Here is a 19,940-nt window from a genome sequence, read left to right on the forward strand (position 1 = left end):
AGTCAATCACAAATTTTAAAAAGGATGGGTCGAATGAATGAAAAGCTTTTAGAAATCAATAATCTTCGCGTGTCCTTTATCACAGGGGAGACAGAATTCGAAGCTGTTAAGGATGTTAGCTTCCATCTAAATAAAGGTGAAACACTCGGAATTGTAGGAGAGTCTGGAAGTGGAAAAAGTGTAACGGCTCGTTCCATTATGCGTTTATTACCATCGCCGCCTTCATTTCTGAAATCTGGCACTATTGTGTTTAAAGGCCAAGAACTCACGGAATTAAGTGAAAAACAAATGGAAGGGATTCGTGGACAAGATATTAGTATGATCTTTCAGGATCCGATGACATCAACAAACCCTACCATTCGAATAGGAGATCAAGTGGCTGAAAGTTTAATCAAGCATCAGGCCATGTCAAAAACAGAGGCCTACCAACAAACAATTGAATTATTAAAACTGGTTGGTATTCAGGATGCTGAAGAAAGATATCGACAATACCCTCACGAATTCTCAGGTGGTATGCGCCAACGTGTGATGATTGCCATGGCACTTGCTTGTAACCCGTCCCTGCTTATTGCGGATGAGCCAACAACAGCACTTGATGTAACGATTCAAGCGCAAATACTGAAATTGATGCGTGATATGCAGAAAAAAATGGGGACGTCTATTGTTTTAATTACACATGACTTAGGCGTGGTTGCAGGTATGTGTGATCGTATCATCGTCATGAAAGAAGGAGAAATTGTTGAACAGGGCACAACGGAAGAGATTTTTGCGAATGCTCAGCATCCATATACCCAAAAATTATTGAATGCGCTACCAAAGCTGCATGAAAAAAAGCAGCCAAAAGAGATAGCCAATATTCAGTCAGGTATCAATCGTCATAAGCCATTGATTGAGGTGACACATCTGTCGAAGGAATTTTCACTAGGTCGTGGTCAAACGCTAAAAGCAGTCAATGATTTATCCTTCCATATATATCCTGGTGAAACATTGGGCTTGGTTGGTGAATCAGGCTCAGGAAAATCTACTACAGGTCGAACGATTCTTCAGCTTCATCAGCCTACAAATGGAGAGGTTTTATATCAAGGCATACCCGTAACAAGACTAACGAAAAAGCAGTTAAAGGCAATGCGTCGTCATATGCAAATTATTTTCCAAGATCCTTATTCATCGTTAAATCCTCGAAAAAAAATCTTAGATATTATCGGGGAAGCTCTGGATATTCATGGTCTAGTGAAGACACATGAAGAAAGACGACTACGAGTAGAGGAATTGCTTGAGCTTGTTGGTTTAAGGAAAGAACATGCTATGCGTTATCCTCATGAATTTTCAGGGGGGCAACGTCAGCGAATTGGGATTGCTAGAGCATTAGCAGTCGAGCCAAACTTTATTGTTTGTGATGAACCTTTATCAGCACTGGATGTTTCTATTCAAAAGCAGATTGTAGATTTATTAAAGGAATTACAGCAAAAACTTGGTTTAACATATTTATTTATTGCCCATGATCTGTCAATGGTGAAACATATTAGTGATCGTGTTGCGGTCATGTATGGTGGGAAAATTGTTGAATTGGCAGAAAGTGAAGAACTATATACTAATCCACAGCATCCTTATACCCGTGCATTATTACGCTCAATACCTATTCCAGATCCTGCAATAGAGAAGAAGAAATATAATGATGCCGAATATATCGAAGATAAAAAAGTACGCTATGAAGTAGAAAATAGTCAGCTAGTAGAGGTTTCTCCTAACCATTGGGTAGCTGTGACAATGTGATAGCTTGAATGTAGTAGCTTGATATTTTACAATAGAAACATCGTGCAACTTTTTGTTTTCCTAATGATGAGTTGCACAACTTATACCAAGCGTAGGTATAAGCAAAGATGATTAGTTGTGAGGGGCCTACTACATGAAAATGCAAGATATAAAAACATTAATAACAAGTGGTACGATTATTCTGGCTGTAGCATTGTACATGATATTTGGCAGATCACCTGCCGAAGATCAAGATACTAAAACAGTGACAGATCAGCAAGGAACTATTTCAATTGAACAAGTGGAAGAAAAAACAGGAAATAAACGCTTTGAGCTAGACTATATTAAAGCATATGATGGAGATACGATTCAGGCGACAATTAATGGTGAGAAACGAAAAATTCGTCTGTTAATGGTGGATACACCTGAAATGAATTACAACAAAGGCGATGCCCAGCCATATGCTGAACAAGCAAAAGATTACACGATTAATTTATTGGAAAAGGCTAAAAAAATTGAAGCAGTCTATGATGTTGGGCCAGAAACAGACAATTATGATCGCCTTCTAGCCTATGTTTTTGTAGATGATGTATTATTGCAGGAATCCTTATTAAAGGAAGGCCTTGCAGTTGTACGTTATATTCATAAGCCAAACAACACATTTGAAGATGCATTTAGAGCTATTCAACAAAAAACACAGGATGCTAAATTAAATATTTGGTCATATGATGACTACTTCCAAAATGATGGTTTCCACCCTGAAGTAGTTCAATAAACTAAAAATCCCTTTACTATACGCCTTTTAAAGGGCAATTTCAAAAAAGCTACTGTCTGTATTCTACAGGCAGTAGCTTATGTTGTTGAAAAAAGGTAATGTCAACGGCATAATAAGCAATTTTTTAAGGCGAGGGGTTGATTTCCGCTCCGCCAGCGTCCTTTCCAGGGGGCGTCCGATGAGCCGCTTCACTCACTGCGTTTCGCTCCAGGGTCTCATCTGTGACGCTAAATCCCCTAGGAGTGACGCTGGCTCCACTCCAATCAACCATTCTGCAAAAGTGTCTTTTCCTGAACAAAATAGCCCATTATTTATAGTATAAGAGAGGATAGCCTCTTACTTTCAATGTGGAGAAGTGATGTGTGACAACACCCCACCATAAAAGAGTAGTGAATACCTTTACTTTTTTGCTAAAAAGTGAACATTTTTATTTTATGGATTGGAGTGGAAGGCTACTTGACTCCCGTGGGAATAGCGAGACAGGCGAGCCCCTGCACGGAGGAAGCGGCTCGCCGCTCGCCCACAGGAAAGCAAGTAGCCTGCAACGGAAATCCTTTTTCACCTTTCACATAAATTCTATGGATGGTTTTGTTTTTCAACACTATGAGCTACTGTCTGTATTCTACAGGCAGTAGCTTTTTTAACCTAATTCTCTTAAAATCACCAAACCTAATTTTAGCATAATAAGATGTTGGGGTTTTCGTTAGTAGATGTATCCCAAAACAACTAGTTGGATTTGGTCGCTTTCCTTACTCAAAGGGAAGATTAACTAAAGAAGATGAGATGATTATTTCTAAATATATCGATTTCTTAGACTTAACTGATTTAGAGAATAGATATTTAGATGAACTTTCTGGTGGTCAAAGACAAAGGACATATGTAGCGATGGTTTTGTGTCAAGAAACTGAATATGTACTATTGGACGAGCCATTGAACAACCTTGATGTTGCTCGTTCTGTTCAAATCGTTTGCAGTAGCAACTGTCTGTTTTCCGTTCTAGCTTTTAAAATAATTTGTGTTAGTTTGCACACACTATACTACAATAAAGGGATACAGTTTCAGCAACAATTGTTGATGGTCTTCCAATAATATCGAGCAATAGAAACAATGATGAGCCTAGTAACCTTATTTATATTCATTGGAGCAACGATAGTTTATAAAAGTAAATGAGGGTAGATCGTTACTGATTGAACTTTGCTAATAAATATAGTATTTGTTAGCATGAAAAAAGAAGTTGAACAAATTATAAGATTATTGTTGACAAGTTAAATGAAAATGATTATCATTATCATATAAAGAATATTCCTTGACTACAATACAGTGTAGCAAGGATGAACTTTAGCTACTTTTCTCCAGAAGTTTGCTAGTTCATGATTACGCTCCTGAAACCCCCCTCATTTTTTGGGAACGTGAAAATCTCAGACGACTCATCTATCATAGGTGAGTCGTTTTTTTATGTTTTGAGCATAAAAAACAGTCTGTGATAGTAACTCAACAAGCTGTCTCTCATTGTTTTTATATAAAAGATACTGCAAAATTAATACTTCAAGCACTAATAAAATATATGAACTAGGTGGTCTACTGAGCTCATATAGTTTTAATTTTCAGGTACTATTTGATATTAGTCAAAATTGGATTATTAAAAACCAAAATATAGAGAGCATCGTTTACATATAGATGATTCATTTCGAAATTTGTTTATTTTTAGAAAAATATTTTAAGAAAATAGAGTAGTAGATTGAGCTATTGAAGAAGTGATATATTTTCTGAATTTTCGGATAGGTCAACTCATATACGTTTTATTTAATTTATACTAGCGAACAAAACCTAGGGTATTGACATATTAAGTGTTAGAATTATATATTTATTCCAGTTGAATTTTTGGAATATTCATTACATTTTTTCGCTTTAACTTGTACCTACAACGTGTTGACGTGTAGTGGTGTTGTTATGAATAGTTTAATTTGATTTGTAAACGTTTACGAAATACAGGGGAGCAAGGATAAGAGGGGGAATTACAATGAAAAAAATACGAATTGGTGTAATTGGAGCCGGTTTAAGAGGGGGCTTAGCACAATACTGGCATAAACCTACTGGAGAATCAGAAATAGTAGCATTAGCTGATATCTCTCAAGAACGTTTAGAAAAATTTCAGGAAAAATTCGATACACCATTATTTTTAACAAAGGATTATAAGGAATTATTAACAAGAGATGATATCGACGCAATTGCGGTTTTATCACCAGATTATCTGCATGAAGAACATATTATTACTTGCTTAAGTGCAGGCAAGCATGTATATGCTGAAAAACCATTAGCCATTACTGTGGAAGGGTGCGATCGAATATTAGATGCATGGAAAAAGTCAGGAAAGCATCTAATGGTTGGCTTTAATATGCGTTATATGAGTATGTATCAAACGATGAAAGGCTTAATTGACTCAGGAGCTATTGGAGAATTAAAGGCTATATGGGTACGTCATTTTGTTGGATTCGGCGGTTACTTCTACTACCACGATTGGCATGGTAATTCAAAAAATACAACATCTCTGCTACTTCAAAAAGGCTCACATGATTTAGATGTCATTCATTGGATTTCTGGGAAATATGCAACGAAAGTCTCTGCATTTGGTAGCTTAGATTATTATGGTGGAAATCAGCCAAATACGTTAACGTGTCCGACATGTGACCAGAAAAAAACTTGTCCAGAATATGTTGAACATACATTTACGGAATGTGCATTCCGTGAAGAAATTGATGTAGAGGATAATAATATGGTCATTATGGAATTGGAAGGTGGCATAAAAGCTTCTTACTTACAATGTCACTTCACACCAGACTATTCACGAAATTATACATTCATAGGTACGAAAGGGCGTATCGAAAATGATGATATCAATAATAAAATTTATTTAAAAACACGAAAATCAAATTCTTGGGAAGAACTTAGTGATGTTGTTTACGAAATGAAGCCTGAGGAAGGAAGCCATGGTGGGGCTGATCCAAAAATTGCCCAAGATTTTGTAGAACTCATTCTCTACAATAAAGAACCTTTAACAACGCCATTTGCAGGACGAATGAGTGTTGCGGTGGGCTGCGCAGCAACAGAGTCTATTCGTAACGGAGGCAAGGTTATGGAGATCATACAGGAATCTACCATTCTGCAACATTGATAAATTGGGGGTGTAATTATGACGCTTTTAGATAAAACAACTGTTGAGGACAAAACATCTAAAACACAACGTTTTTTCAAAAAGCAATCAAAAGTAAAGAAAAATCACTTGGTAGAGTGGAAAAAATCTATCAAAAAAAATTGGGAGCTTTATTTATTACTAGCTCCTGTCATACTTTACTTTTTGGTTTTTCATTACTATCCACTATATGGGGTGCAAATTGCCTTTAAGGATTTCATTGCTACAAAGGGAATTATGGGAAGTCCGTGGGTAGGGTTTAAGCATTTCGAACGTTTTTTTGATAGTTATTATTTTTGGCGCTTAATAAAAAATACGATAGGGATTGGTGTATTCACTTTACTTATATCTTTCCCAATACCAATCATTATTGCATTGCTATTAAATGAAGTGAAAAGTCTCCGTTTTAAAAAATTTGTACAGACAGTTATTTATGCCCCACATTTTCTATCAACAGTAGTCGTTGTGGGTATGCTGTTACTATTCTTAAAGTCTGATGGGATGATTAATCAAATAATTTTGTTATTTGGGGGTACACCAATTGATTTTATTTCAGAACCAGCATGGTTTAAATCAATATACGTACTATCTGATGTTTGGCAAACGATGGGATGGAGCTCCATCATATATATTGCCGCTTTAGCAGCCGTAGATCCAGCACAGCATGAGGCGGCAATGATAGATGGGGCATCAAAATTCCAAAGAATTATTCATATTAATATTCCTGCGATTATGCCGACTATTGTCATTTTATTTATCTTAAATGTAGGATCTGTCATGGCAATTGGATTTGAGAAGGTATTTTTAATGCAAAATGATTTAAATATGTCGGCATCGGATGTTATATCAACTTTCGTTTATCGTAGCGGGATTTTAGAAGCACAATATAGCTTTTCAGCAGCTGTTGGCTTATTCAACTCTATCATTAATTTTATCCTCCTTATTATGGTTAATAAAATAGCTAAAAAAGTGAGTGATACAAGTTTATGGTAAAGGAGAGATTGAAATGAAAGAATCAAAGGGCGATCGTGCGTTTACACTCTTTAATTATATTTTTTTAACAATTGTAGCAGTTGTTGTTTTGTATCCACTTATTTTTGTTTTAAGTGCTTCCCTTAGTAATCCGGAGTACGTAATCTCGGGGGATATATGGCTATGGCCAAAGGAATTTACGGTGGAGGCCTACCAAAAGGTATTCCAAAATCCAGATATTATGAATGGATTTATCAACACTTTGAAATACACATTCTTTGGAACATTACTAAATATCGTGATGACAATTTGTGCAGCCTACCCTCTTTCTCGTAGACATTTAAAAGGAAAAGGCTTTATTATGGCATTTATGGTTTTCACCATGTTTTTCAGTGGAGGACTAATTCCTACATATTTATTAATTCGTGATTTGGGCATGATTAATACTTTTTGGGTCATGATTATTCCGAACGCGGTAGCTGTATGGAATATCATTATTATGCGGACATTTTTCCAGTCCATTCCATATGAGCTAGAGGAATCTGCCATGATTGATGGCGCAGGGAACTTCCGTATTTTGTGGAGTATTGTTCTACCACTATCATTACCAGTTATGGCAGTCATGGTTTTATTTTACGCTGTAGGACATTGGAACTCTTATTTCCAAGCATTGATTTACTTGCAAGACCAAGATAAGTTTCCACTACAACTTATTCTGAGGCAAATATTAATTCAAGGACAAGCTGACGATATGATTAAAGCGACGTCAGAAAGCTTTTTAGCTCAAAAACTTAGCGTTGAAGGGTTAAAGTACGCAGTTTTAATCGTTGCTAACCTACCAATGTTAATGCTTTATCCATTCTTACAAAGATATTTTGTAAAAGGTGTCATGATTGGTTCATTAAAAGGTTAAAGAATAGGGGCGATTTTAAATGAAAGTGAAAAAAAAGCGTGTTTACGGTTTAGTAACAAGCCTGATGTTAGCTGCAAGTTTGCTAGGAGCATGTTCAGATAATAAAGATAATGGTGGAGAAAAAAGCGGTAATCTAGATCATTTGAATCCAACGGATATGCCTATTACAAAAGAGAAAATTGAAGTAGACGGTTTTGCAGCAAAGTTTTTTGCATCACAAGATTGGAACAATCTAATGTTATGGGAAGAATACGAGAAAATGTCTAACATCCATATTAATTGGACAACTGTTCAGACTGAAGTATTAGCGGACAAAAAGAACTTACTTTTAGCTGCTGGAAATTATCCAGAAATATTTTTTGCATCAGCATTTTCAAAAACTGATTTAATCAAGTATGGACAACAAGGTGTATTCTTACCGTTGAATGATTATATTGATCAATATGCTCCAAATTTTAAAAAACTATTAGAAGAATACCCATCTGTAAAACAAGGTGTGACGATGGCAGATGGCAATATTTATGGCTTCCCAACAATTTACGATCCGAAGTTTTCATCACTTCGCGTCGGAGCTCCATGGATTAACCAGAAATGGCTTGATAATCTAGGTTTACAATCACCTGAAACAACAGAAGACTTGTATAACGTGCTGAAAGCATTTAAAGAGAATGATCCTAATGGCAATGGTTTACAAGATGAACAAGGCTGGGGAACTGGCTATGGTATTGAACAAATTATTTCTTATTTAAGAGGTTCATTTGGCTTGAATAAACAAGGAACGATGAATCTGAATTTAGACTTTAAAAAAGGAACTGAAGAATTCCGTTTCGTGCCAACGACAGACGAATATAAACAATTACTTGAGTTTTTAAATAAACTTTACAAAGAAGGTTTAATCAATAAAGATGTATTTACGACAGAGCCTCAGAAATTTGCGGCAGAAGCAGCTAAAGGGACGTTTGGTATGCTTAGTGAAGTAGACCCGAAAGAGTTATATAAAATAGATGGTTATACTGGTGCACAAGTTTTAGAAGGACCGAATGGGGATAGACAATTTACTGCGATGACTAATGGTCTTGGTAATTTAGGCATGTTTGTTTTAACAGATAAAGCGAAAAATCCTGAAGCGATGGTTCGTTGGATTGATCATTTATATGGTGATGAAGGAGCTAAAATGTTCTTTATGGGCTTTGAAGGTGTCACTTATGAAGAAAATGCGGATGGTACTATTCAATATGTAGAAAATATTACGAATAACCCAGATGGCAAAAACTTAGATCAAGCGATAAGTGATTATTTAACATGGCCAGGCGGCTATTACCCTGGGATTGTAACGAAAAAGTACTTCCAAGGTGCAGAGGCTAAGGAAAATTCTATTAACAATGCTAACCAAGTAATGCCATATGCATTGAAAGATGATGAAATTATTCCAGGATTGAATTACACAGTAGAAGAAAATGATCGAGTGTCAGCCGTTTTAACAGACATTCAAACGTATGTAAATGAAATGACGGCAAGTTTTATTACAGGTAAAGAAAGCTTCGATAAATGGAATGATTATAAAAAAACAATTGAGAAGATGGGCTTACAAGAATATTTGGAAGTAGCACAAGGGGCATATGACCGATCAAAATAATTAGATTTAGGATTTCCTTCAAGTTTAATAAGAAGGAGAAGGTCACATAAGCTAAATAGTCACTTTTGATTCCAAGCTTATGTGACCCTCATTCTATAAACCTTCTTTCTAATGACGTGTCTAGTTAGAGAAACCAACTCTTCACACTTAAAATGAAGCATGCACGATATATAGTTGTATGTGAATCGTAGGGAGGTAATGTACTTGGAATTTGAAGGGTGGAAAAATAAATTATACTGGATTGTAGAGTGGATCACATTGTTAGCAGTGCTACAGTTATTATGGACAGGCTTAACTTTGCTTGGACTGGTTTTATTTGGACTATCCCCAGCAACTGTTGCAATGTTTACTACTTTACGTAAAAGATTACTAGGAGAAGATGACTTAAAAAGATTAGTAAAAATATATTGGAATACATATAAAGTCGAATTTATTCCATCTAATAAAATAGGTATTATCTTACTGGGTTTAGGCTACTTTTTAATCATTAATTTTCAGATTATTATAACATTTAATGGCATACTTGGTTTATTTTTGCTAACAATGTTCATCACAATTAGTATGCTATTCGGTATTATTCTAGTGAATATATTTCAACTATATGCCCATTATAATTTACCATCATTACGTTACTTTGCGGCTTCAATCATATTTAGTATTGCGTATCCATTACAGATGATTAGCAGCATTATAGGGCTTGCCATACTATATAAAATTTATAGTTGGATTCCTGGCTTATTACCATTCTTCGGTGTTAGCTTAACTGCATTATTTTTAACTTGGATGTCATCTCATATATTTAAGAAAGAAATTGAAGCAGAGGAACAAACGAATCTACCACAGTATTCTGGTGGAGGGATAACCTCATGAATAAAATATGGATTATTAATGCTAATATCGTTTTGGAAAATCAAATTTTAAATAACGGATTTCTAGAAATGTCGGGAGGGAAAATTACAGTAATTGATCAAATGGATAATTGTCCTTCACTAGCTTCGATAGAGAATGTAATAGACTGTCAGCTAAAAGGTTATATAATCCCTGGAATGATCGATATCCATGTACATGGTGCTTTAGGACATGATTTTATGGATGCTGATCAAATTTGTTATTCGAAAATGGCGAAGTATTTAGCTAGTGAAGGCATAACAGCTTTTTTAGCAACAACGATGACAGCTCCTATGTCAGAGATTGAAGCTACTATTGAGGAACTTTCTTCTTATTATAAAAACCAACCTACAGCAGTAGCTGAAATGTTAGGAATTCATTTAGAAGGTCCATTTATTAATGGGGCAAAAAAAGGAGCCCAACCAGAAGAGTATATCTTAAAGCCAAATGTTCAACAATTTAATGATTTATACGATAAGTCTCAACAATCCATTCGTCTTGTCACATTTGCACCTGAGGAAGATAGCAATTTCGAATTACTAAAAGAATTGACTAGTAAGGGAATTATTGCATCTATTGGTCATTCTGACGCTGACTATCATACGGCAATCCATGCATTAAAAGCTGGTATCACTCATGCAACACATCTATTTAATGGTATGAGTGGACTTCATCATCGTGATCCAGGTGTTGTTGGAGCAGTGCTTTTAGCTGAAGATGTGTATGTTGAGGTAATTCCAGATAATATTCATTTCCATAAAGATTTACTACCAATGGTTTACAAAATGACGGGCTTAGATCGTTTATTAGTCATTACAGATGGTATACGTGCAAAGGGGATGCCAGATGGTATGTATAGTTTAGGTGGAAATGAAGTAGAAGTAATCAATAATCAATGTATTCAACGTAAAACAGGATCCTTAGCTGGAAGTGTGTTGAATATGAATACAGCAAGGAAAAACATAGAAGAGTGGCTTACACTTTCAATCGTTGAACAAATGCGTCTTGTTTCTTTGAATCAAGCAGTACATTTAGGGTTCGATAAGCGAAAAGGGTCTATTGCACTAGGAAAAGATGCAGATGTTGTTTGGTTGAATGAAGAAGGAGAAGTGGAGAAAACTTTTTGCTTAGGGAATCTTGCCTTTGAGAAGGGTTGATATATCAATAGGCATCTTTTTATATAGATGGTATATTGATTACAAAACCTAGAGAAGGAAGGAAAAAAGATGCATTTGTTAGATCAATCCAGTGTAATCCCATTGTATCACCAATTGAAACAAATATTATTTGCAAAAATACAATCAGGTGAATGGAAGCCAGGAGATAAAATTGACTCAGAAAACCAATTAATGGAAATGTTTCGAGTTAGTCGAAATACAGTAAAAAAAGCAATTGAGGAATTAGTAAAGGAAGAGAAATTATATCGTATACAAGGGAAAGGGACCTTCGTTTCGAAACCTAGACTTGAACAATCGCTTGGAGGATTTTATAGTTTTAGTCGCATGATTCAAGAAAAAGGTTTAAATCCAAGAGATGAAGTGCTAGAAATACAGAAGGTTTATCCCTCAACAAAGGTTAGGTCCAATTTAGCATTAGAGGAAAATGAGCAAGTAGTAGAAATGAAGCGTTTACGATTTGCAGATAATGAGCCTATTATTTTGGAATCATCATTTTTACCTTTAAGTATTATTAAGGATAGTGAAATATTAAAAGAAGTAACTACTTCCTCTTTATACAGCTTATTAGAACAACGGTTTAACATTATTGTTGTAAGGGCGAGAGAAGCTTTTGAACCAGTCCTTATTAATAAAGATGAAGCGCCTTTATTGAAAACAGATGCTGGAAAACCAGCTTTATTACTAGAACGAACTGCGTTTGATACTTCAGGAAAACCAGTTGAATTCTGTATTTCGATTGTAAGAGGGGATCGTTGCCGATTTTATACAGAATTAAACTAATTGAGTAATTCCCTCTATTTTTTTACGTTATAGATTATACCAACAACCCATTGAGGGAGGAATTCTATTATGCCATTAGTGACAACTAAAGTTATGTTAGAAGATGCTTATAAAAATAATTATGCAATCGGTGCTTTTGGAGCACATAATTTGGAAATTATAAAAGCAGTAATTGCTGGTGCAGAAAAAGTAGGTGCACCTGTCATTTTGCAAACAACTTCGAGCACTTATAAATATGTTGAGATGCCTTATATGATTGCACTTGCAAAAACAGCAGCTGAACAGGCAAAAGTACCGGTGGCATTACATCTGGATCATGGTGAATCTTATAAGATTGTTATGGAATGTTTACGGGCAGGCTATACCTCTGTGATGATTGATGGTTCCTCCTTACCTTTTGAGGAAAATATCTTATTAGTAAAAAAAGTAGTAGAAGCTGCAAATGCGTTAAATGTGCCTGTTGAAGCAGAGCTTGGGACAATTGGTGGTGTCGAAGATCGTTTAAGTGTCCATGAGGATAATGCATTTTTTACTGAACCCAAGCAGGCTGAACATTTTGTAAAGGTTACAGGAATCCAGTCATTTGCTCCAGCTTTTGGTACAGCGCATGGTAAGTATAAACAAAAGCCAAAATTACAATTTGATCTTTTACAAGAAATTCATTGTTCTACAAATGTGCCCTTAGTCATGCACGGAGCATCTGGAGTGCCAGAAGAGGATGTGCGTAAATCTTTGAATTATGGCATTGCAAAAGTGAATTTTTCTACTGAGCTGAAGGATTTATTTGCTGAGCAATTAAGAGATTATTTTAAGGATAATCCAACTGAAAATGATCCAAGAAAGTATTTCCTTCCAGCACGTGAATCTTTAATTAAGTTAGTAGAGCAAAAGATTGAGATGTTACAAAAATGATTACTACATTAACCTTAAACGCAGCCATTGACCAAGTATATGAGGTAGGTTCTTTAATGGTTGGTCAAACCAATCGTGTATCGCAGAAGTCACAACAAGGTGGAGGGAAAGGTGTTAATGTAGCTCGTGTTATCGTGGCACTTGGTGGCGATGTAATTATTGGCGGTTTCGTTGGTGGATTAAATGGTAGTAGAATAACGGAACTTTTACGTGAAGAAAATTTACAAACAGAGTTCATACAAATACAGGAAGAAAACCGAATTTGTTTAACCGTTATTAATCAGCAAAAGAAGGAAATGACAGAGCTTTTAGAGACAGGACCAACCATTTATGAATATGAATGGAATAAAATGTTAAATTGGATTGAGGCACAAGCCGAATATGCTAGCTATTTTGTGTTGTCAGGAAGCCTACCTAAAGGTATCCCAAAAACGGCCTATGCGGAGATTATTCATAGATTAAAGCAAAAAGGGATTCGAGTTGCACTTGATACAAGTGGTGATGCGTTGAAACATGGTATTAAGGCAATACCCTCTATCATTAAACCTAATGAGGATGAAATGACTCAATTGATTGGTAAGCCAGTTCTAGCTCAGAAAGACTTAGTTCAAGCTGGTGTAAAATTACAAGAATTAGGGATTGAACATGTGTGTTTTTCATTGGGCGAGCAAGGGGCTTTATTCGTTAATTCGTTAGGGGTTTACAAAGTGAATGCACCACGGATAAATGTTGTTAATACAGTTGGCAGTGGTGATGCCTTTTTAGGTGGACTTATTTATAAGCTCTCACAGGGTGCAGACCCTACAGAGGCATATAAATGGGCTGTTGCATGTGGCTCAGCGAATGCAGAAAATAAAGAGATTGCAAAAGTACAAAAAGTGACTGTTGAAAGTCTCTTAGCCGAGATACAAATAACTAAAATTAAAGAGAAGTAGGGATTTGTTTATGTACACTTACAATGAGATTATGGCACAAGGACAAAAGTTAGAAAAAACAAAAGACATTGTTCAATCAATTGCATTCAATAAAAGTGCTGTAGATGTCGTTCTTTTCACGGGGTGTGGAACATCATTTTATTTAGCGATTGCTGCAGCACGTTATTATCAAGCTGTAACTGGAGAGTTTGCTATTGCTGTACCAGCATCTGAGTTGTTTTTACACACAGAAACGTATATTTTAAAAAATAAAAAGTATCTTATCATTGGCATTTCACGTTCGGGGACAACTTCGGAAATCATTATGTCTTTAGAACATTTGAATGATGCGGGAAATATACGTACTATGGCAGTGACATGTAATGGGGACACACCTATGGCTAAATTAACTGATGAATTGATTGCTTTAAATGATATATCAGAAAAAAGTGTGGTAATGACTCAATCATTTTCTAATATGCTATACGCTCTCCAATTATATGCAGCGAAAATTAGTGGACGAACGGATATGATGAAACAGTTAGAGAAAATTCCTACACTTGTTCATTCGGCATTAGGCAATGGAAAGCAATTAACACAGGTGACAGAAGATGTCTCAAAAAAGCGTTTTATCTTTTTAGGGTCTGGTGCTTATAATGGGTTGGCTAAAGAAGCGACATTAAAGCTAAAGGAAATGACGCAAACGGAATGTGAAAGTTACTCCAATTTAGAATTCCGTCACGGCCCTATCTCTATTGTCGATAAGGAAACGGTTGTTATTTTATTTACACAAAATGAAACGAAGGAATATGATCACGCATTAGTGAAAGATATTCAAAAGCTGGGAGGTTTCGTTGTTGTCATCGGTATAGCTTCAGAAGAATTAGAAGCAGATTTAATTCTCAAGTTATCAGAAGAAGTAGATGATTTAAATCGACTTGTTGAAGCTATTCCTTATTTCCAACTATTGGCTTATCAAAATGCAATATTTAAAGGTTGTGATCCTGATAAGCCACGTAATTTAACGCAAGTCGTAAATCTTTCATAACATAAGCAGATGCAATGAAGAATAGACATATATATAACCTTTACTTTCTGAGAATTGCGAATTCGAGTAGATCATGTGGCGAAAACTGGTGGTGGAAAGATGCGTTATATTTTAGTAGCAGATGTTGGCGGAACAAAATTAGCAACGGCTTTATTCAATCAACAGCAACAGTTGTTAATCAAAAAAGAGGTACCAAGTGATGTTACAAATAGAGAAACTTTATTCCATTGTTTAATTAATAGTTTTGAAAAGCTATGTATAGAGCAAGAAGTCTCTATTAATGAGATCTCTAAGGTATGTATTGGTGTACCTGGTATTGTGGATGTTCAAAAAGGTCTAGCAGTTTATCAAAATAATATACCGTGGAGTAACTTTCCGATTTCTGAGCGTTTAATTGAATTTTTTCCATATGCACAAATATTGATGGATAACGATGTTAACATGGCAACCTGGGGAGAATACAATGCTAGAGGGTTCTGCAAAGAAGTGATGGTATATGTAACATTAAGCACCGGATTATCTTGTTGTACAGTTGTAAATGGCGAATTTATAAGAGGAACAGGATTAGCTGGTGAAATAGGTTTTAATATCGTTGGTAATGATGGAGAAACATTGGAAGAAAGTGTGTCAGGACCTGCTATAGAAAAGTTAGGAAGAGCGTTACTGGGGAATTCGGAAATTCGATTAAAAGATATGATGGAGCTCTATTACAAGGGAGACCTCATCATGGATAAGCTTTTGCAGCAATTAATCTACTGCATGGAAAAACAATTGCATCAAATGATTTTGATGCTTGACCCACATTGCATAGTGTTAGGTGGCGGCTTTTTTAATCACCATCCGAAAATCATAGAGCAGATTAAAGAGGTGATTCAGCAACGTTTGTTAAACACACCTTTTGAAGGGAAAGAGCAAATTATAGGCAGTAGTATTCGTAAAGGTGAGGCGGGACTGTACGGTGCAGCAATGAAATAAAAAGAGCAATCGTTTTTATACTTAATATTATAAATCTCTACTCCAAAATAGCGGTACCGTTAGGAAAATAGGGATTTACATCGATAAAAAAAATCCAACTTCCTTATAGATTCTATTGAGAAATTTTTGACATGAAATGTTTCATTTCTACAAGACGGAGGTAATAGTTGAAAACCTCATATAAAATAGTTGAGATAGCTTAGTGGCGAAATGACAGTGTATTTTTCCATCTAGCTATCTTTTTTGGTTATTTTGCTTTGTTTTATATAAAGTAATAGCAAAATAACATCCACCAAGTAAAATACGATTGTTGGATGCAGAAACACTGATGATCTTCTAAAATCTAATCAGATCAGTGAAGTTGGTTGAATCTAAAGTCAATCAATAATCGAGTATGGACTATGAGTGGGAGGTAAAAAAAGCGGGAAACAGACTCTTTGCCTGAATCCCTTTCTATGAGGATTAATATTTGCAGTACTTTTTGCTTCTAACGAATGCGTTTCTCTGTTTCTAAGTCAAAGAAATGTGCCCGAGACATATCAAATTGTAGGTGTGCAACTTGGCCTTGTGTAATTTTTGTATCAGAGTTAACACGTGCAATATAAGGCTGTCCATTTAACTGGGCATGTAACATCAGCTCAGCACCTGTTAATTCTGATACTTCAATATTTGCCTCGATGGACGAGAAGAAAGGCTCAGAAATGACAGAAGAATTTTCATAAATATGCTCAGGACGAATGCCAAGAATCAGCTCTTTTTGTAAGTAGCCTTGGTCTAATAATAATTTTGATTTTTCTGCTGGAATAGTTAATGAAATAGGACCGATCTGAATTCCTTCTTCATGGAGAACCCCTTTAAAAAAGTTCATGGATGGAGAGCCTATAAAACCGCCAACAAATTTATTTTCAGGTAAGCCATATACTTCTTCAGGTGTACCAATTTGTTGAACAATACCGTCCTTCATGACAACAAGACGCGTTGCCATTGTCATTGCTTCAGTTTGGTCATGTGTTACATAAATTGTCGTTGTTTTTAAGCGCTGATGAAGCTTGGTAATTTCTGCACGCATTTGTACGCGTAGTTTTGCATCTAAATTGGACAAAGGCTCGTCCATTAAGAAAATATGTGCATCTCGGACGATTGCTCGACCAAGGGCAACCCGTTGTCTCTGACCACCCGATAAAGCTTTAGGCTTGCGATCCAAATATTTTTCTAAATCAAGAATGGCGGCTGCATTGTGGACACGTTCTTTAATTTGTTGTTTTGAAAATTTTCGAAGCTTTAAGCCAAATGCCATGTTGTCGTATACCGTCATATGAGGGTATAGTGCATAGTTTTGAAAAACCATCGCAATATCACGTTCCTTTGAAGGCACATCGTTCATTCTCTTGTTATCAATAAAAAAATCGCCTTCCGAGATTTCCTCTAAGCCAGCTATCATACGTAAGGTGGTTGATTTCCCACAACCTGATGGACCAACAAGTACAACAAACTCTCTATCCTGAACAGTTAGATTAAAATCAGATACAGCCGTTACACCGCCATCGTATATTTTATAAATATTATTAAGTATGATTTTCTCCATATTTAATCCCCTTTGTTCTTTTTTACAGTTTAAATAAAGTGAGGAAGAAAACCAATGTCTAAAATGCATAATGTTCAGTTAACTATTTTTGTGCATTTTGTAAAAATGACCAAAGATAACTAGCAAAGTAAACAAGTATTGCACCATCTAAATTTTTTATGTTAATATTTGTGATTTCCTGGAATTTTGATAAACGATAGGTTAATGTATTACGATGTATGTGCAACTTCTTGGATGTCAACGAAATATTTAAACCACATTCATAAAAAGTTTTAACAGTTTCAAGTAATTCTCTATCAGACTTTAAAGGTATAATAATTTGCTCTTCTAAAAATTTTAGAATAGAAGTAGGCAATTGTTGTGTTAGTAAAATAGGGAATATCGTTTGAAATGAATAATAAGGTTCAGCAAATCTTAAATGTAAACATTCCTTGAACCATTGTGCTTCTCTTTGGAATTTATATGGAAATTTCTTATCTATTTCATAAAATTCTCCAAGATATAATTGGATTCTGACATAAAAATCTGCTTCAATTGTACGAATAAGTGCAATAAAATCTTCTTTCTCATTCATAGAAAGACTCTTAGGTTCAATGAGTAAAAATTGATTTGTAGTAACTTGAATTAATATCGTATCTTCCTGAAAAAAATTATAAAGAGCTTCTTTTAAAGCCTCTAAAGGAGGGTTTTCATTTATAAAAGTAATTTGAATAACTCGAGCTTTATTAAAGGATAAATTGGATGGTATATCACCATTTGAATAGATAAATTCATACCAAGTATCCGATGCCTGAAATAGTGAAGAGGTAGCTTCAGTATAAAAAACAGTAAGCCATTGGTAGTCTCGCTGTGAAACCTCATGCTTTGAGATGGAAAACCATTCTTTTGTTTGGTGATGGTAGAAAATATAAGAGTCATATGATAGCTGAGTTGGCTTTGTTCGATAATAACGATATGAAGGAAACAATGCTTTGAGATTTAAGTTCATTAAATATTCCTCTTCTTTCGATATATAGTAAAAAATATAAAAAGCGCTAAATGAAAGTCATACAATTTTGTAAAAGACATAGGTTGGAAAAAAACAACGTTTATATAAGCATTTCAAAAGGGTTATAAAACTCCAAATATGTACAATCAAAAAATATGTGATATAAATTTTTCTCCTATTACTAGTAATAATAAATGCTAGGAAAAAAGTTAATAAGTAAAGCTTTGATTCATGGAGCATCACCTCAAAGGATTTATTTTTCATTTATCTATGTAGATAGAGTGCTTTATGTGAAATTAGTGGCTTTACTTCATTTAATTGTAAAAGAAAAAAGACTGTAGGCAAACTCTCAAATTTTTTGAGTTTGTCTACAGTCTGAATCCAATGACTAATGATGAGTAATTGGATCTTTTGTAGTTGTTATGCTTTTACATCTTTTGTCCAATCCGCGACTTTGTCTTGGTTGTTTTCAATCCATTTTTTTGCTGCTTCTGTGGCACTCATACCTTCCATAATATCGAACATCACACTTTCTATATCTTCGGAAGTCCAATGGAAATGATCAAGGACACGATAGGCATCGGGATCATCTTCTTTCAAGCCATTACGAGCAAATGTGCCAATATATTCTTCTGTCCCATATAAACCTTTTGGGTCATCTAAATATTTTAAATCGTATGCATTAAATATCCAGTGCGGTGACCACCCTGTAATGATAATTTCTTCATTATTAGTAATGGCTTGACTAAGGGCGGCTGTCATTGCACCTGCAGAAGAAGTAAGTACATTCCAGCCTTCTAGATTGTTATATTTCTTATAGGCATTTTCTGTCGTAGCCATCATATTAGCCCCAGGTTCAATGCCTGTAATTGTTTTATTGGCTTCAGTGGTTAAGTCTTCGATTGAATCGACATCCATATAGCTTGGAACAACTAAGCCAATTTTAGCCCCAGTTAGATTTTCACCTAAATTCTCTATTTTATCTTTGTATTTCTCTACTTGCGGAGCATGTGTTTGCGGTAACCAAGCAGATACCATACCGTCAACCTCTCCGTTTGCAAGTGCCTCCCACATAATGCCATTGTCGAGTGGCGTTAATGTTACCTCATATCCTAAATCCTCTAAAACTTGTCCTACTACGTGAGTAGAAGCTACTTCAGTATCCCATTCAACATAGGCTAGGTTGATTGTCTTTCGATCTTCTTTTTTAGATCCTGCATCTGCTGAACTACATGCAGTTAAAACGAGTAGACATAGTAAAGAAAAACCTATTTTCCATAATTTTAGATGTCTCATAAATTTCCCCTCTCTAGCAATTCTTATATTCTTGCGAAAATTAAAAAATCAATAAGTAACAACTTAATTTTAATGACAAGTTGTTACTTTTGTCAAATGGATGTTGTACAAATCATGAGGGGAATCATGGGATTAGCC

General features: G+C 35.3%; 16 protein-coding genes and 1 pseudogene. 14 read left to right on the top strand and 3 right to left on the bottom strand.

The window, feature by feature from the left end:
• Nucleotides 1-33: 33 nt before the first annotated feature.
• The 14 genes and pseudogenes from NV349_RS03685 (at nucleotide 34) to NV349_RS03750 (ending at nucleotide 15,933) form a co-directional block, all read left to right on the top strand.
• Nucleotides 34-1,773: an ABC transporter ATP-binding protein gene (locus NV349_RS03685; protein ID WP_036126538.1), complete on the top strand. Its 1,740-nt coding sequence runs from the start codon at nucleotides 34-36 to the stop codon at nucleotides 1,771-1,773.
• Nucleotides 1,774-1,906: 133 nt separating this feature from the next.
• Nucleotides 1,907-2,527 (top strand): thermonuclease family protein, encoded by a 621-nt coding sequence (locus NV349_RS03690; protein ID WP_058843231.1) that lies wholly within the window; start codon nucleotides 1,907-1,909, stop codon nucleotides 2,525-2,527.
• A 717-nt stretch (nucleotides 2,528-3,244) separates the two neighbouring features.
• Nucleotides 3,245-3,496: pseudogene (locus NV349_RS03695) on the top strand (ATP-binding cassette domain-containing protein); the annotation flags it as partial.
• 1,051 nt (nucleotides 3,497-4,547) lie between these two features.
• On the top strand, nucleotides 4,548-5,699 hold the full coding sequence (locus NV349_RS03700) for a Gfo/Idh/MocA family protein (RefSeq protein WP_271912430.1): 1,152 nt from the start codon (nucleotides 4,548-4,550) through the stop codon (nucleotides 5,697-5,699).
• Between the two features lie 18 nt (nucleotides 5,700-5,717).
• On the top strand, nucleotides 5,718-6,710 hold the full coding sequence (locus NV349_RS03705) for an ABC transporter permease (RefSeq protein WP_036126514.1): 993 nt from the start codon (nucleotides 5,718-5,720) through the stop codon (nucleotides 6,708-6,710).
• A 13-nt stretch (nucleotides 6,711-6,723) separates the two neighbouring features.
• Complete coding sequence (locus NV349_RS03710) at nucleotides 6,724-7,602, top strand: carbohydrate ABC transporter permease (protein ID WP_036126512.1); 879 nt, start codon at nucleotides 6,724-6,726, stop codon at nucleotides 7,600-7,602.
• Between the two features lie 19 nt (nucleotides 7,603-7,621).
• Nucleotides 7,622-9,238: an extracellular solute-binding protein gene (locus tag NV349_RS03715; protein ID WP_271912432.1), complete on the top strand. Its 1,617-nt coding sequence runs from the start codon at nucleotides 7,622-7,624 to the stop codon at nucleotides 9,236-9,238.
• A 198-nt stretch (nucleotides 9,239-9,436) separates the two neighbouring features.
• Nucleotides 9,437-10,108 carry a YesL family protein gene (locus tag NV349_RS03720; protein ID WP_271912433.1) on the top strand — a complete coding sequence of 224 codons (672 nt, stop codon included), beginning with the start codon at nucleotides 9,437-9,439 and terminating at the stop codon, nucleotides 10,106-10,108.
• Nucleotides 10,105-11,283 (top strand): N-acetylglucosamine-6-phosphate deacetylase, encoded by a 1,179-nt coding sequence (gene nagA / locus NV349_RS03725; protein WP_089931848.1) that lies wholly within the window; start codon nucleotides 10,105-10,107, stop codon nucleotides 11,281-11,283. Before NV349_RS03720 ends, nagA begins: the two co-directional genes overlap by 4 nt.
• Before the next feature lie 69 nt (nucleotides 11,284-11,352).
• Nucleotides 11,353-12,084 carry a GntR family transcriptional regulator gene (locus NV349_RS03730; RefSeq protein WP_058844171.1) on the top strand — a complete coding sequence of 244 codons (732 nt, stop codon included), beginning with the start codon at nucleotides 11,353-11,355 and terminating at the stop codon, nucleotides 12,082-12,084.
• Between the two features lie 69 nt (nucleotides 12,085-12,153).
• Nucleotides 12,154-12,996, top strand: coding sequence for a class II fructose-bisphosphate aldolase (locus NV349_RS03735; RefSeq protein WP_271912435.1), 843 nt, complete (start codon nucleotides 12,154-12,156; stop codon nucleotides 12,994-12,996).
• Nucleotides 12,993-13,931 carry a 1-phosphofructokinase gene (gene pfkB, locus NV349_RS03740; RefSeq protein ID WP_271912436.1) on the top strand — a complete coding sequence of 313 codons (939 nt, stop codon included), beginning with the start codon at nucleotides 12,993-12,995 and terminating at the stop codon, nucleotides 13,929-13,931. The genes NV349_RS03735 and pfkB overlap by 4 nt, the downstream gene beginning before the upstream one ends.
• A gap of 10 nt (nucleotides 13,932-13,941) precedes the next feature.
• Entirely contained in the window at nucleotides 13,942-14,958 is a 1,017-nt protein-coding gene (locus NV349_RS03745; RefSeq protein WP_271912437.1) for an SIS domain-containing protein, read from the top strand.
• Between the two features lie 99 nt (nucleotides 14,959-15,057).
• Nucleotides 15,058-15,933, top strand: coding sequence for an ROK family protein (locus NV349_RS03750; RefSeq protein WP_089931850.1), 876 nt, complete (start codon nucleotides 15,058-15,060; stop codon nucleotides 15,931-15,933).
• A 487-nt stretch (nucleotides 15,934-16,420) separates the two neighbouring features.
• On the opposite strand, the gene NV349_RS03755 is transcribed toward NV349_RS03750, so the two are convergent.
• The 3 genes from NV349_RS03755 to NV349_RS03765 form a co-directional block, all read right to left on the bottom strand.
• The gene (locus NV349_RS03755) at nucleotides 16,421-17,518 is read right to left on the bottom strand and encodes an ABC transporter ATP-binding protein (protein ID WP_271912438.1); all 1,098 of its coding nucleotides are present in this window, start codon (nucleotides 17,516-17,518) and stop codon (nucleotides 16,421-16,423) included.
• Between the two features lie 82 nt (nucleotides 17,519-17,600).
• Nucleotides 17,601-18,506: a PucR family transcriptional regulator gene (locus tag NV349_RS03760; RefSeq protein WP_058844168.1), complete on the bottom strand. Its 906-nt coding sequence runs from the start codon at nucleotides 18,504-18,506 to the stop codon at nucleotides 17,601-17,603.
• A gap of 420 nt (nucleotides 18,507-18,926) precedes the next feature.
• Nucleotides 18,927-19,802: a glycine betaine ABC transporter substrate-binding protein gene (locus tag NV349_RS03765; protein WP_058844167.1), complete on the bottom strand. Its 876-nt coding sequence runs from the start codon at nucleotides 19,800-19,802 to the stop codon at nucleotides 18,927-18,929.
• Nucleotides 19,803-19,940 lie beyond the last annotated feature (138 nt).

This window comes from Lysinibacillus sp. OF-1, from assembly GCF_028356935.1.
In the GTDB taxonomy this organism is placed as follows: Bacteria; Bacillota; Bacilli; order Bacillales_A; family Planococcaceae; genus Lysinibacillus; species Lysinibacillus fusiformis_D.